The organism is Pseudomonas lini (genome assembly GCF_001042905.1).
In the GTDB taxonomy this organism is placed as follows: Bacteria; Pseudomonadota; Gammaproteobacteria; order Pseudomonadales; family Pseudomonadaceae; genus Aquipseudomonas; species Aquipseudomonas lini.
In genome coordinates this window covers 359,943-374,338 of the sequence record NZ_JYLB01000001.1, presented here as the reverse complement: position 1 = coordinate 374,338, position 14,396 = coordinate 359,943, and the positions used below count along the sequence as shown (strand labels likewise).

General features: G+C 56.9%; 12 protein-coding genes. 5 read left to right on the top strand and 7 right to left on the bottom strand.

The genetic code is table 11. The annotated features are described in order from the left end of the window. Positions 1-32: 32 nt before the first annotated feature. On the bottom strand, positions 33-1,673 hold the full coding sequence (locus TU81_RS01780) for a GMC family oxidoreductase (protein ID WP_048393003.1): 1,641 nt from the start codon (positions 1,671-1,673) through the stop codon (positions 33-35). Positions 1,674-1,689: 16 nt separating this feature from the next. Beyond that, positions 1,690-2,364, bottom strand: a complete 675-nt coding sequence (locus TU81_RS01775) for an NADPH-dependent F420 reductase (RefSeq protein ID WP_048393001.1) — start codon at positions 2,362-2,364, stop codon at positions 1,690-1,692. A 189-nt stretch (positions 2,365-2,553) separates the two neighbouring features. Between TU81_RS01775 and TU81_RS01770 the strand changes: the two genes are divergently transcribed. Beyond that, a complete protein-coding gene (locus tag TU81_RS01770; protein WP_048392999.1) occupies positions 2,554-3,447 on the top strand; it encodes a LysR family transcriptional regulator in 894 nt (297 codons plus the stop codon). Between the two features lie 146 nt (positions 3,448-3,593). Here the strand turns inward: TU81_RS01770 and TU81_RS01765 are convergent, their stop codons facing one another. The 4 genes from TU81_RS01765 to TU81_RS01750 all read right to left on the bottom strand — a co-directional run bounded on the left by TU81_RS01765 (position 3,594) and on the right by TU81_RS01750 (position 7,891). Continuing rightward, entirely contained in the window at positions 3,594-4,571 is a 978-nt protein-coding gene (locus tag TU81_RS01765; RefSeq protein WP_048392997.1) for a ketopantoate reductase family protein, read from the bottom strand. Between the two features lie 121 nt (positions 4,572-4,692). Further along, entirely contained in the window at positions 4,693-5,481 is a 789-nt protein-coding gene (locus tag TU81_RS01760; RefSeq protein ID WP_048392996.1) for an HpcH/HpaI aldolase family protein, read from the bottom strand. 92 nt (positions 5,482-5,573) lie between these two features. Continuing rightward, positions 5,574-7,025, bottom strand: coding sequence for an aldehyde dehydrogenase family protein (locus tag TU81_RS01755; protein ID WP_048392994.1), 1,452 nt, complete (start codon positions 7,023-7,025; stop codon positions 5,574-5,576). Positions 7,026-7,066: 41 nt separating this feature from the next. Continuing rightward, positions 7,067-7,891, bottom strand: a complete 825-nt coding sequence (locus TU81_RS01750) for an SDR family NAD(P)-dependent oxidoreductase (protein ID WP_048392992.1) — start codon at positions 7,889-7,891, stop codon at positions 7,067-7,069. A gap of 582 nt (positions 7,892-8,473) precedes the next feature. On the opposite strand from TU81_RS01750, the gene TU81_RS01745 reads away from it, so the two are divergent. Beyond that, on the top strand, positions 8,474-9,265 hold the full coding sequence (locus tag TU81_RS01745) for a hypothetical protein (protein WP_197679442.1): 792 nt from the start codon (positions 8,474-8,476) through the stop codon (positions 9,263-9,265). 112 nt (positions 9,266-9,377) lie between these two features. Then, positions 9,378-10,829, top strand: a complete 1,452-nt coding sequence (locus TU81_RS01740) for an NAD-dependent succinate-semialdehyde dehydrogenase (protein ID WP_197679452.1) — start codon at positions 9,378-9,380, stop codon at positions 10,827-10,829. 135 nt (positions 10,830-10,964) lie between these two features. On the opposite strand, the gene TU81_RS01735 is transcribed toward TU81_RS01740, so the two are convergent. Beyond that, positions 10,965-11,903, bottom strand: coding sequence for a LysR family transcriptional regulator (locus tag TU81_RS01735; protein WP_048392986.1), 939 nt, complete (start codon positions 11,901-11,903; stop codon positions 10,965-10,967). A gap of 168 nt (positions 11,904-12,071) precedes the next feature. Here TU81_RS01735 and TU81_RS01730 point away from each other — a divergent pair, with 168 nt between their 5' ends. Beyond that, positions 12,072-13,451, top strand: coding sequence for an MmgE/PrpD family protein (locus tag TU81_RS01730; protein ID WP_048392984.1), 1,380 nt, complete (start codon positions 12,072-12,074; stop codon positions 13,449-13,451). 91 nt (positions 13,452-13,542) lie between these two features. Continuing rightward, the gene (locus TU81_RS01725) at positions 13,543-14,307 is read left to right on the top strand and encodes an SDR family NAD(P)-dependent oxidoreductase (protein ID WP_048392982.1); all 765 of its coding nucleotides are present in this window, start codon (positions 13,543-13,545) and stop codon (positions 14,305-14,307) included. Positions 14,308-14,396 lie beyond the last annotated feature (89 nt).

The following is a 14,396-nucleotide window of genomic DNA, read 5'->3' as shown; positions in this document are numbered from 1 at the left end:
TCGTGACAGGTGGCAACACGGTACCCGCCGATTCAACCAACAGTTTCGACCGGCGAACTGCTTGCCCGGCGAGCCATTGCATCTTCACGAATCAGGTCGGCGGCTTTCACACCAATCATGATGGACGGCGCATTGGTGTTGCCCGACGTGATGAATGGCATGATCGAGGCATCCACCACCCGCAGTCGCTCGATACCGCGGACACGCAGTCGTTCGTCCACCACCGCCATCGCGTCGTTACCCATCTTGCAGGTGCCGCCCTGGTGGTGGGCCGAATTGCCGGTTTCGACCAGATAGTTGTAGATATCTTCATCGGTACGAATGTGGGGCCCCGGCAACTCTTCCGAAACCACGCGAGACTTGATGGGCTCGCTGTTCATGATTTTGCGTATCCAGCGCACACCACTGATCACGGCATTGATGTCGTAATCGCTGCTCAGGAAATTTGGTGTGTAATCGGCCGGGTCAGACGGGTTGGTTGAGCGCAGCGTCACTGTTCCCGTGGTGCTGGGACGCAACTGATAGACCGACACCCCGAGCCCGGGATGCTTTTCAACGTCAACCGTGCCGTCAGGGAAGTATTGAAAGGTCATGGGCCGAAAGCTGATTTGGAGATCAGCGTAGTCCTCGTCCGGGCTACTTTTAACAAACGCCGCGACCTGGGAAGAGCCAAGGGCAAGATACCCTTTGCGGGTCATCAGGTAACGGAAGCCTTCCCAGTACTTTCGCAGGCCTACGAGGTTGGCGTTGTACGAACTGTCTGGGGTGCAACGGAAGGCTGTGTGAATATAAAAATGATCCTGCAGGTTTTGCCCTACTCCTGGGGAATTCAGAACTTCGGGAATTGCGTGTTTTTCCAGTTCAGCCCTTGGGCCGATGCCGGACAACATCAGCATCTGCGGTGTCTTCAGCGAGCCTGCTGACAGAATCACTTCGCGCGCCGCATAGATACGCTCCAAACGGCCACTCTTCAAAACCTCTATACCGACAGCGGTACGCCCCTCGAATAAAACGCGCTGCAGCTCGCATCCGGTTCGAACCGTCAGGTTCGGCCGTTCAATGACAGGCTCGATAAATGCCCGGTAAGTCGACATCCGTTGCCCGTCCTGGATGTTGTGCTGCATGAAACCTACGCCATCGTGCAAGGCGCCGTTCATGTCCTCGGTCACCGGGATACCGATACGGTTAGCGGCCTCTATAAAATCGTAGCTACTCTTTTCTTTGACGACCGGATCACTGATCCATAGCGGACCATTCGCTCCGCGATATTCATCGCCGCCCCGCTCAAAGTGCTCCATCTTTTTGAAATACGGCAAGACATCTTCATACCCCCAGCCTGGGTTGCCCAAGGCACGCCAGCCGTCAAAATCTTTTTGGTGACCTCGGATGAATACCATGCCGTTGATGGAGCTGGATCCACCGAGCAATTTGCCCCTAGGCCAGTACATCCGACGCCCTTGAAGCTTCTCCATTGGCGAGGTGCGGAAACTCCAGTTCAATGACTTATTGAAATAGAGCTTGCCCATTCCCGCGGGCGTATTGACCCAGAAACGATCTGAAGCAGGTCCCGCCTCAATAAGCAGGACGTTGTTCCGGGGATCGTCAGACAAACCGCGCGCAACCGGACAGCCCGAAGAACCGGCACCGACAACGATGTAATCATAAATCTGCATGTACCCGCTCCTCCCGCTATTTCCCGACGCGGGAAGTGCCTTTGAACAACCTGTCAAAACGCTCGAAGCGATAAGCCCATTCGGGCCCCTGGTCCGTTTCGTAAGCCAACACTGCGGAGAGCATCGCGAAAGGCTCTATATAACGGGCAACCTTCAGAGCCCCAGCGTCCACCGGATCAAAGCCCACCTGACTGATAAGATCCGAAACTGTGGCTTTACTGGCTTCGTCCTCGCCACAGAAGATCAAACTGGGACGTAACGCCTCGCCCCTGGCCGCGAACACATCGAACAGAACTTCACTGGGCGTCGACTGGAAGGCCGCAACGACATGGGCCCCAGGTATCATCTGTGCCAGCGTTTCCGCACCGGAAATCGTGTGGCCGATGACAAGCTCGGTGTCCTCTTCGTTTAAAGGATTGCAGCAGGTCATGACGATTTTGCCGCTCAAGTCATCCACCTGGCTGAGGACGTCAGGCACTTGAAGCCAATGCACAGCCAGGAGGACCAAGTCAGCATTTAATGCCGCGTCTGCCGGTGTGCTGGCCTGTGCATTTTTACCTGCCGACGCAGCCAGATCGGAAAGTTTCTGCTGATTACGCGAGTAACTGAAGGAGACCTCATGGCCAACCCGGGCGAACATGGTGCCCAGATGACTGCCCATTCGGCCGGAGCCCAGGATTCCGATTCTCATGAAAGGCCTCTTGCTATTTTTTCGATTAAAAACACGGATGGCGTTCGGGTGAAAGGCTCGACGGCGAATAGAGGTATGATCCAAATTGATTAATCCCCTACACGATCGGCATGGCCAGCTCATGAACATAGATCCTTGGCGCGGGCGCTTGAGCTGATACAGTATTCGCCCCCACGCAGAGAATGATGAATGGCAAAGGAACACTACAGCGACCTGCTCGCGCTCATTGCAGTTGCACGAGAGCAAAGTTTCACGCGAGCGGCCTCCCAGCTGGGAATCTCTCAATCGATGCTCAGTCATAGCATCCAGAGACTGGAAGCTCGGGTCGGGGTACGTCTGCTCACTCGAACGACCCGCAGCGTATCCGTTACCGAGGCCGGTGAACGTCTGCTCAATACCGTTGAACCGCGGTTACGGGAAATCGAAACCGAACTGATCGCCGTGGCCGAACTTGGCGACACCCCCGCCGGTAACATTCGCATCACCGCAACCGACCATGTCATCGAAACGGTTCTTTGGCCGAAATTGGCGCAAGCCCTGCCGAAATACCCACAAATAAGTGTAGAAGTCGTTATCGACTATGGCTTGACGGACATCGTGGCCGACCATTTCGACTTTGGCATCCGGCTCGGGGACGGATTGGCAAACGGGATCGAAGCCGTTCGTATCGCTCCCGACATGCGTTTTGTAATGGTGGGCGCGCCGTCCTACATGGAGTCTCGTGCCATGCCCACCAGACCTCAGGACCTCATGGAACATGAATGTATAAATATGCGCCTGCCAACACGTGGAGGCCTGTACGCGTGGGAGCTGGAAAAAGACGGCCAGGAAATCAATACGAGAGTCAAAGGCAGGCTCGTATTCAATGGCATCAATCAGATTTTGGATGCCGCTGTATCGGGTTTCGGACTGGCCTATGTTCCCGAGGACATCGCCCATCCCCATCTGGTTGATGGCACCCTGGTCCCTGTCATGGAAGCCTGGTGGAGAACATTTCCGGGACTGCACCTTTACTACTCAAGCGAGCGCGAGAAGTCTCGGGCGATGCAGGTTCTAATCGATGAGTTACGGTACCCCGGATAGTCACCGACGCTCTGAGCCTCTTCCTTCTTCGCATCTGAAAGTGCCATGCAGGGGCACTCAGGGGCAGGTCCCGATCAGTAGAGACCGACTCATACCAATCACTAATGAGGTTGCCGCGCCGGGCATCGGCGCGGGCTTTACCGAACTTAGTTGTCGTACAGACCGGCGGCTTTCGCCCGCTGCACAGCCAGGTCAACCACCAGATCAAGCGCAGGCGTCTCGACATCAGCCAGCCGTGCGAGCTCCAGCGGGGCCCTGAGTATCGTGTCGACTTCCATTGAGCGCCCCAGCTCGAGGTCTTGAAGAATGCTTTGTTTATGCGTCGAAACGGCCAATCGACGAAGCCCCTCCTCGACATCTCCCGGGTCGCATCCCAGCTTCCGAGCAATCGAGGCAGCCTCGTTTGCCATAGCCTGGGCAGTTTTCGAAATTGCTGGGCTAGCCAGGGCTTGCTTCATCGTCGACGCAGTCAGAATGGCCAGCGATCCACCCGTCAGATTGATGACCAGCTTAGTCCAGATAGCGTCCCGTATCCTGTCGGTGACTTCAATTTCCAGCCCCCCTCTGATCAAACACTCGGCCAAAGCATCCAGGCGCGCATCCGATTTCCCATCCGGGCGCCCGAGAATGAGCCGGTTACGTGGATTTTCCGCCTTGATCACTCCCGGCGCGGTAACCGTGCAAGCGGTATAAGCGACCGCACCCACTACGCGCTCGGGGGCAATGGCAGCCGTCAGGAGCGATTGCGGATCGATCCGAGGAAGTGATGCCCCCTCAAGCATTCCTCCTTGGCCTTGCAGGTACCACCAGGGAATGCCATTCAAGGCGAACAACACCAACGTTTCATCGCCCAATAATGGCTTGATACCTGCCACAATCCCGGGAAGCGCTGGTGCCTTGACCGATACAATCACGACGTCCTGTCGACCCAGCGATGAGGGATCATCGGTGGCCACTGGCTGACTCACGAAAACGCCATCCTTTGTTTCCACGCGCAATCCATTTGCGCGGATAGCAGCCAAATGCTCTCCCCGAGCGACCAGAGAAACCTCGGCTCCCCCCTCAGCAAGTCTCGCTGCAATATGCCCGCCGACAGCGCCGGCTCCGTAAATGCAAACTTTCATTCTTCTGCTCCGCTGCACGCACTCCAGCGGGCGAATCAAGGCATCACGCACGGACGCCTTGAGTCACCCTACGTTCGTGCAGTACCGATAGTTGTTGAGGCTTAGCTGCAGATCAGCCGGGTTATGCAAACTGTTGGCGTTTCTGTATCGCCGCCGCGAGAAGAAATGAGATGTCGTTGCCGGTTGAAACATATCGTGCGCCCAACGCCACGAGCTCTTTGATCAAGTCGGGCCGGCTGCCCAACCCTCCTACACCGAGAACCTTATTGTTCGCCAGACAGGCATTCAACACGCGCCTGTAGGCGTTACGCACCAGTTCATGGTCCATCTCGCCAGACACACCGAGGGCGCTGCTGAGGTCGTTGGCCCCCACCAGCAGGATGTCGACGCCTTCTACTGCTGCGATTTCCTCAACCGCTTCAAGACCTTCCAACGATTCGATCATGGCAATAATCATCGTCGCGTCGTCGAGTTGCTGCGTAGCGTCTACTGCGGGCAGGGATCGATAGTGAAATTGCGGCGGCGCGCCGGCCACCGACCGTTCGCCCAGCGGGGCATGCTTGGCCGCTCGTACGATAGCCCTGGCATCTTCCGCCGACTGCACACTTGGAACAATGATGCCCAAGGCGCCGGAGTCAAGCACGCGCGCGATGAAGTGCGGGTCTGTGCTGGGCACGCGCACGAATGGAGTTACGTCCAGACCGAGACACGCCATGCATACTTGCCCAGCAGCTTCCAGGGAATAGCTGCTGTGTTCCATGTCGATGTAGATCGAATCGAAACCTGCCGTATAGGCAATGCTGGCGATGTCAAAGGTTCTGACGAGCCGAGATGTCATCGAATACACCGTCTCGCCCCTGGCGAGCTTTTCTTTGACCCCGTTTCTGAGTGACGCATTCGAAGCATTCATGTTTTTGTTCTCTGAAAAGATTCATAGGCAAGCACTGCACTATTGCCAGGGCTGTGCACAGTAGTGCCGTGGCCCTGGATGGAGCATGGGTATCAGGCCTTCAATGACGGTAGCGTCGCGGCCTCTTCTTCAAAGCCATAGACCGACTTGATTTCCAGGTACTCTTCCAACCCAAATACCCCCATCGAGCGACCGATTCCGGATTGCTTGTAACCCCCCATTGGGGTCAAAGAGTTAGTCGCCGCGCCATTGAAGCAAACACGCCCGGCCCGCAGGCCGCTGGCAAACTCATAGGCTTTGCGCCGGTCCCCGCCAAATACATAGCCACCCAATCCATAAGGCGAGTCATTGGCGATTTCCAGTGCCTGCGCCTCGGAGGAATAGGGCACCACCACCAGGACCGGTCCGAAAATCTCTTCGCGGCAAATACTCATGTCCGGCGTCACGTCGACAAACACGGTAGGGCGAGTGAAGAAGCCACGCTCAAAGCCTTCGGGGCGTCCCGGACCGCCAGCGATCAACCGTGCACCTTCATCGATTCCCGCCTGGATGTGACGCTGAATGCTATTGAATTGAGCCTGGCTGACAATCGGGCCCATCGTTGTGGAAGGATCACGCGGATCCCCTAGACGGAACAGGTTTGCTTCGTCAGCCAGGAACGGAATGATCTGCTCCACTTGGCTTTCATGCACCAGCATGCGGCTCGGTGCGTGGCACGATTGCCCCGTATTGAAGAAGCAACGCTGTACGTTCCAACGTGCGGCCTTTTCCAGATCGGCGTCTCGCAGCACGATATTCGCCGACTTCCCGCCCAGCTCCAGACACACGCGCTTGATGGTGCGTGCCGCTGCCTCGCCTACCTGCGCACCGGCACCGGTCGAGCCCGTGAAGGAAACCATGTCGACATCGGGATGCCTCGACATCGCCTCGCCAATCACTCGCCCCGAGCCGTTGAGCATGTTGAAAACGCCCTTGGGTACGCCCGCGGCATCCAGCACCTCTGTCAGCAAAATAGCGCTGACCGGAGAATTGATACTGGACTTGGACACGACCGTGCAACCAGCGGCCAACGCATAGATCAACTTGATGACGGTTGTCTGAATTGGCCAGTTCCACGGTGAGATCAGCGCACACACGCCCAGGGGTTCGCGGCGAACGATCGTGTTGTCAATCCGAGCTTCGAACTCGTAGGTTTTCAGCAGGTCCCGAGCCACCTTCATGTGTTCGATTGGCCCCATGACCTGAGCCCGAGCGCTACGAGGAATACCCACCTCTTGCGCAATGGCGAGGACAAAATCATCGACGCGCAGTTCGTAGGCTTCGATGATGCGGTTGATCAGGTCGTAACGCTCATCGAGGGAAGACTGCGAGTAGCTTTTGAATGCCCGTCGAGCCGCGGCAACCGCGGTGTCCACCTCCTCAACTGTCGCCATGGCGACTGTCGCAAACACCTCTTCAGTGGTCGGGTCAATCAACTCCTGCCGATGGGGCGTTGCGGACTCTACCCATTCACCGTCGATATAGAACTTGGCGTAATCCTTCATCTTGCGGGTGCCTCCAACTGGTATGCGGCGAGCGTCTGGAATCAGCTGCTGTGGGTGTAGCCGCCATCACAGGCAATGGTCTGGCCGGTGATGAACGACGCCGCCGGGGTGGCCAGGAACAACATGATTCCGACAAGGTCGGTGGGCAGCATTCCACGGGGAATGCACTGCAAGGCCGCCGCGCGCTGACGCAGCTCAACTGTGGGATTGGCGACCCGCTCCACTTCCGTGGCAACGCTACCGGGACGAATGCAGTTCACAGTGATGCCGTGTGGTCCGAGCTCTCGAGCAAGCGAGTTGGTCATGCCGATCAGCGCCGATTTCGACGTGACGTAGTGCAGGTAATTCATCGTGCCGCGGGGCACGGCGTCTGAGGAAATATTGATGATTCGGCCGAATTTCGCGTCACGCATGGCCTGAGCAACGGCGCATACGCACAGATAGGTCCCAGTGATATTGACGTGCAGGACCTTCTGCCATTGTTGATATGGAATTTGATCGAACGCGCATTTTTCCAAGGCTGCGAAAATGGATGCATTGTTGATCAAGACGTCGATACGCCCATGAACCTTCAGGACCTGCGCGACCATGGCGTCAACCGAGGCCTTGTCACCCACGTCGACTTGCACTGCCAAGGCCTGACCACCCGCGACCTCAATTTCTTGCACGACCGAAGCCGCCTTGTCGAGATTCAGATCAGCGATAACCGGAAAGGCACCTGCCGCCGCGTACTGCCGGGCCAGTTCTCGGCCAATGCCCTGGCCCGCACCGGTGATGATCACAACCAGTTCCTTGACGCTGAAATCACGGGCCTGCAGCGGAACGCCGGAGTCGGCGGGGGCGTGGGTAATGGATGATTCGCTCATGTCTATTCCTGGATTGAATTTTTTGTGAGGCCACAGGGACCTTTTTTTAAGTTGTTGTGAGTCACGCTTGGCCCTGGCAGAACCCAAACATCCTGCTCGCCCACAACCGCTGATCAAGGGGGCTGACCGGCAACTGCCCGCCCTCCCCCCAAAAGTCCCGGTCATCGACGATTGATGCAAAACGATGAAACCACCAACCTGCGAATAGAATTATGTCGAATTGTGGGATTTGTCAAGCCAATCGACATCCTAGGATTCCGACTAAAAAAGCTTTATTAACGTCCCTACTCCAGCTCATACCGCCTTTATAGAGCTCATCTCTACCGTGAAGCACCAATGAAAAAGCCGACAACGCCAGCTTGTCCTCCCGCCCAATTCAAAATTTGACCATATCTCACAGTGCGGGATATATTTAATCCGTGGTCACAAATCGATCTTGGGGTTCCCATCACTACACGGGCGCCGAAAAACATCCCGCTGACAGGATTGAATAATCCAGCCACGACCAACATTCAGTTAAACGAGGAATGAAAAATGCGAGTAGGCAAGGCTGCAGACACGAACAGTGAAATGGTTGGAACCATGCGTGAAGGCAAGCTCGCGCAAAAGCATCTGCTGTTTGGCGAAGACGGTTCACCCAACAACTACGACTTGAACATGGGTCGGGCTGGCTCCGGGGGCTGGAGAACGCCACGCCATCGTCATAATTTCGATCAGATCCGCTACGTCATCAAAGGCGTCCTGCCTTACGGCGAGAACCAGTTTCTCAAACAAGGCTGGGTGGGTTACTTCCCGGAAAGCGTTCCCTACGGTCCTCAAGATCGTTCCGAGGGGCTTGAGACGCTCGTGCTGCAACTCGGCGGCGCCAGCGGCTTCGGCTACCTGAGCGTCGCCCAGCGTGAAGCGACAAATGCGATCCTCAACGAGAAAGGCGAGTTCAGGAAAGGCCTTTACTACTGGAAGGATGAGAACGGCAACGAGCAAAGCATGGACGGCTCCGATGCCTGCTTCGAACATGCGACCGGGCGCAAATTGCAGTTCGCCGAGCCTCGCTATACCGATGTGATCGCAATGAACCCCGATGCCTTTGACTGGCTGCCAGAAGGTTCGGAAGGTGTCTCGGTCAAGTGGCTCGGCACCTTTACCGAACGAAACATGCGCATCGGTTTTGTTCGACTGGACGCAAACGCTGTGTTCGGGGCCGGCCAGCACCCTTCCCTCCAGGTTCTCTATCTCACAAAAGGCCGACTCGCCGTTGGCAATGATGAATATGGCCCTGAGACCGGCTTTGAATTGCTGGCAAACGAAGGTCCCGTCGCCATGCGCGCGCTCGAACCAACCGAGCTGCTTTGTGTGGTCTTCCCGCAATTCTAAAGACGATAGCCGCGCGGCTTGTGCTGTGAGCAGCTCGTAAACAGCGCTGCGGTCGGATAGGACTGCAAATAATTATTCAAGGGATACTCCAATGTCTAATGCAAACAATAAGATCACCCTCAACGACCCTGAGCTGCTGAGAAACCAGAACTACATCAACGGTCAGTGGGTGTCCGCCGATAGCGGTGCCGTGATTGAGGTACGCAATCCTTCGACAGGTGAGCTCGTAGGCACTGTCCCATCCATGGGCGCGGAAGAAACCCGCCGGGCAATCGAGGCCGCCGGAGCAGCGCTCCCGGCCTGGCGCGCCATGACTGCCAAGGCTCGTGGCGCAATCATTCGTCGAATCGGCGAACTGATGCTGATCCACAAAGACGACCTGGCTACCATCATGACGGCCGAGCAAGGCAAACCCTGGGCGGAAGCCAAGGGAGAGATCGAATATTCGGCTGGTTTCCTGGAGTGGTTTGCCGAGCAAGGGCGCCGCGTGTATGGCGAAACCATGCCTGGGCACGTGCCGGGCCGGCGTGTCTTGATCACCAAAGAGCCGATCGGGGTTTTCGCTGCGATCACGCCGTGGAATTTCCCGTCAGCGATGATCACCCGTAAAGCTGGCCCCGGCTGGTCGGCAGGCTGCACCGGGATTATTCGCCCCGCCTCGCAGACGCCTTTTTCTGCCCTTGCCATTGCAGCGCTCGCCGAGCGCGCCGGCATGCCCAAAGGCGTTTGTAATGTCATCACCGGCCCTTCAGGTGCGACCGGTGGCGAACTGACCGGCAACCCGATCGTACGCAAGCTGTCTTTCACCGGATCTACCGAAGTGGGCCGTGTGCTGCTGGAGCAATGCGCCAAGACCATCAAGAAAACATCCATGGAGCTCGGGGGCAATGCGCCTTTCATCGTTTTCGACGATGCGAACCTGGATGAGGCGGTCAAAGGCGTCATGGCGTCCAAGTTCCGTAACACCGGCCAAACCTGTGTATGTGCGAACCGCATTCTGGTTCAGGATGGCGTCTACGATGCCTTCACCGAAAAATTGAAAGTCGCCGTGGAAGCCTTGTTCGTGGCGGATGGCATGGAAGAGGGAGCCACCCAAGGACCGCTGATCAACCAGGCATCAGTGCTCAAGGTCGAACAGCACATCAACGATGCCCTGGCCAAAGGAGCATCGGTCATCACTGGTGGTGCCCGACACGCAAGGGGTGGCAACTTCTTCCAACCTACTGTGCTGGCCAATGTGCCGAAAGATGCGTTGATCTTCCGCGATGAGACCTTTGGCCCGGTCGCCCCGCTGTTCCGATTCTCGACGGAGAAAGAAGCCATCGACCTCGCCAACGACACACCGTTTGGCCTGGCAAGCTACTTTTACGCCCGAGACCTGGGCCGCGTTTTCCGTGTGGCGGAAGCTTTGGAGTACGGCATCGTCGGTATCAACGAAGGCTTGATCTCCACCCCTGAAGTACCTTTTGGTGGTGTCAAGGAAAGCGGCCTGGGTCGGGAAGGCGGCCATAACGGTATCGAGGAATACCTCGAAATTAAATACATGGCGCTGGGCGGCCTGTAAGCCAATAGGCCTCGCCATTCTCTAAAAGCACGGGCGCGTTATGCGCCCGAAGCCCTACGACGGCTATTTTGCTGACCACATATCAACCCTGCCAATTCGTGATGCACGAAGGCTCATGTTCGCCTCGAAAACGCGTCACCTCAATCGCCAAACGCCTCCTACCCCCAGCTCGTCGTTGCCTTTGAGCTGCTCCTCCAAAAACTCACAGAAACCTTGTGCTGCCGGAGACATCGCACGTGTGCTTGAATGGTAAATACACACCTGCCTGGTGACTTCCGGCTGAACAATCGGCCGCATCGTCAACCCGAGTAGTCGGGCCAGTAATCCCACGTATGCCGGGCCCAGTGTGGCTGCCATGCCCTGTGCTGCAATCCCCAACGCCGTACTGACATTCTCGACAATGTCCACGGGGATGATTCGTCCTTGCTCGAACTGTCCCCCGTGAGTGAGCGCGACGGTGCGTTCATAGTCGCGACCCGCGACAACAAGCGGTTGATGCCTTAACTGGCTCCACGGAATGCTTTGATATCCCGCGAGCGGATGGCTTGCCGAGCACCACAGCACCCAGGGACTCTTGAAAAGATCCTTGCGCACAATGTCATCTCCCGCCGGCTGATCTGCGCCGATAGCAAAATCGGCGTCTGCATTGCTCACCCTATCTACCAGGCCATCCACGGGTGCGTCGCGTATACGAATTACAAGCTTAGGCCGCGTCCGGGTGTACTCCTTGATCAACGCTGGAAGCACCGAACTGGCCATGATCAGTGGAGCTGCAATCCGAACGACACCTGAAGCCCTGTTGCAGATGTCGTCAGCGGCGTTCTGTGCCAATTGCATGTGTTTGAGAACGCTCGTGGCTGAAGGAAGAAACTCCCTACCTGCCGGGGAAAGGACGACGCTGCGCGTCGTTCGATCAAATAAACGAAGCTCTAGAGCCAACTCCAGATCACCTACCAACTGGCTGACCGCAGAACTTGAAAGACTCAGTTGCTCACCAGCTTTGCGAAAACTTCTTGCCTGCGCCACAGCAACGAACGCAGCCAGCTGACGCGGGGTGAAACGTGGATGCGGCATCGGGCGGCCCTTTGATTATCCAGTTTTGCTTAATGATAGTCCGTAATTCATTGCTTGTTGATTGTAAGTCTCACCGGCAGATTGAAGGCGCTCACTAAGCCCACGGACGGGCTGCACAGGTGCTCAAGGAAGGTCCCAATAACAATTTCCCCGAGTGAAAGCGCCACTATGTCAACGATCGATTTAAGCCATGAAATTGCGCGTCATGTCGCTAATACCCGCTATGAAAATCTACCTGCTGAAGCCATTGAGGCGGCCAAAAAATCCATTCTGGACACCTTGGGCGTCATCCTTGCCGGCAGCGGAATGGAGCCTGCAGTCCAAGGCGTAGCCGATATCGTGCTGAACGGCGGCGGACGTCCAGACTGCTCCGTCCTGGGATTCAACAGCAAAGTTCCTGCCCCGATGGCCGCCTTCGCCAACGGGGTAATGGCCCACTGCTTGGATTACGACAACCAGACCCCATGGGGTGCGCACCCTGACAGTTCCGTGGTACCTGCCGTCCTCGCCATCGCACAGCACAAGGGCGGTGTCAGCGGCATGGACCTGATCACTGCGGTAGCCCTGGGCGAGGACCTTTTCGTCCGGCTGCGATGCAACGTGCGCTGGAAGCAGGATTGGAACCTCTCCTCTGTCCTCGGAGTGTTTTCCGCCGCCGCAGCTGCGGGCCAGATTCTGGGACTGAATGCAAAACAACTTGCTCATGCCCTCGGCATTGCGAGCATGCAGTCTGCCGGGACAATGGAAGTCATCTTCGGTATCGGCAGTGATCTGCGCGGCATGTACGCAGGGTTCACAGCCCAAGGCGCAGTGCTTGCAGCGCTGATGGCGGAGCGAGGGATAACTGGAATCAACGATCTGTTCGAAGGCAAGGCCGGCATTTTCAACGTCTACTTCGGCGGCGAATATGATCGCGCCAAAATGGTTGAAGGACTGGGCAAGACATTTTTTGGCGCTTCGATGATCTACAAAGCCTGGCCTGCGGTCGGCAACGTGCATACCTATATTCACGCAGCGATTGAAATGATGCGTGAACATTCCCTCAAGGCCAGCGAGATCGAGCAGATCTACGCCTACGTGGGCGACTTCCATATGCGCATGTGCACTCCCCTCGACGTGCGCCGCGCCCCGAAAACTCTCGTGGATGCGAAATTCAGTCTTCCTTACTGCGTTGCCTTGGCCCTGGCACGCGGGGAAATCCGAATCAGCGATTTCAATTCGGCAGCCTTGGCCGATCCGGAAGTGCTCGCTTTAGCGCAAAAAATCGTTCCGATTGAGGACAGTGATCTGGACTGGAAAGTGACGATCCCCGATGGCCGCCTGGAAATCCTCATGCGCGACGGCCGACGGCTGCAACGCAAGGGCGACAACGTCCCGGGCAGCCCGGAAACGCCATTGTCCTGGGATCGACTGATTTCAAAATTCCGGGACTGCGCTTCGGTCGCTGCACATCCTGTGGCACCGGATGCCATCGATGCGGCTGTGCAGATGGCGCGAAATCTGGAGTCTTTGGACGACTGCGCCAAATTGCTGAACGCACTGAGCTAACCGCAAAGGCTTCCTCCTCGGCAGCCGGACGTTCGACTGCTTTTCCCAACGTTGAAATCTAGTCACTCATCCAACAATAAGAGGTGCATTCATGAAACGGTTCGAAGGCAGAGCAGTTCTGATAACGGGCGCAGCCAGCGGGATTGGCGCGGCTTGCGTGCAACGCTTGTACGACGAAGGTGCAAGCGTCGCAATCGCGGACATCGATCAGGCTCGAATCAACGATATAGCGGCTCGGTTCGATGAACCCGAGCGGGTTTACGCAGCAGCACTCGATGTATCTGATCCCGAGCAGGCGAAAACATTTGTCGCTGAAGCTCAAAACAAGTTGGGCAACCTGCATGGGCTGATCAATTGTGCCGGGATCAAAGGTGTCGGCAACGTTCTCGACTGCGATCTGGAAAACTGGAAGAGAGTGATGGCGGTGAATCTGGATGGCACGTTCTTGATGTGCCAAGCCTTCGCACGCGCGGTCCGAGACGACAAGAGCCCGCGCGCGATCGTCAACATTTCCTCAGGTGCCGGCATCCTCGGCGTTCCGAATCGTTTGCCCTATGTCGCGTCGAAGTTTGGCGTTTCCGGCATCACCCGCACCATGGGCGCGGAACTCGGAGCCTTCGGAATCCGCGTGAATGCCATTGCACCTGGGATGATCCGCACTCCGTTCACCGCCTATATGTTCGAAGACCCCGAGAAGACCAAGCGCATTCGAGCAGCGCACGCGATCGGTCGCGAAGGCGAACCAGAAGAGATCGCAGCAGTCGCCGCGTTCCTGCTGACCGATGACGCAAGCTTCATGACTGGAGCGGTGGTCAGCGTCGACGGAGGCCAGACCGCCTGCATTCCGCCGGTGTAACGCCGGGCTAAAACCGGCACCTCCCGATGGCGTTTATCTATCAGAAACGCAGGGAGAGTGCCGTCAGCCCGGCGAACAATACGCATGCG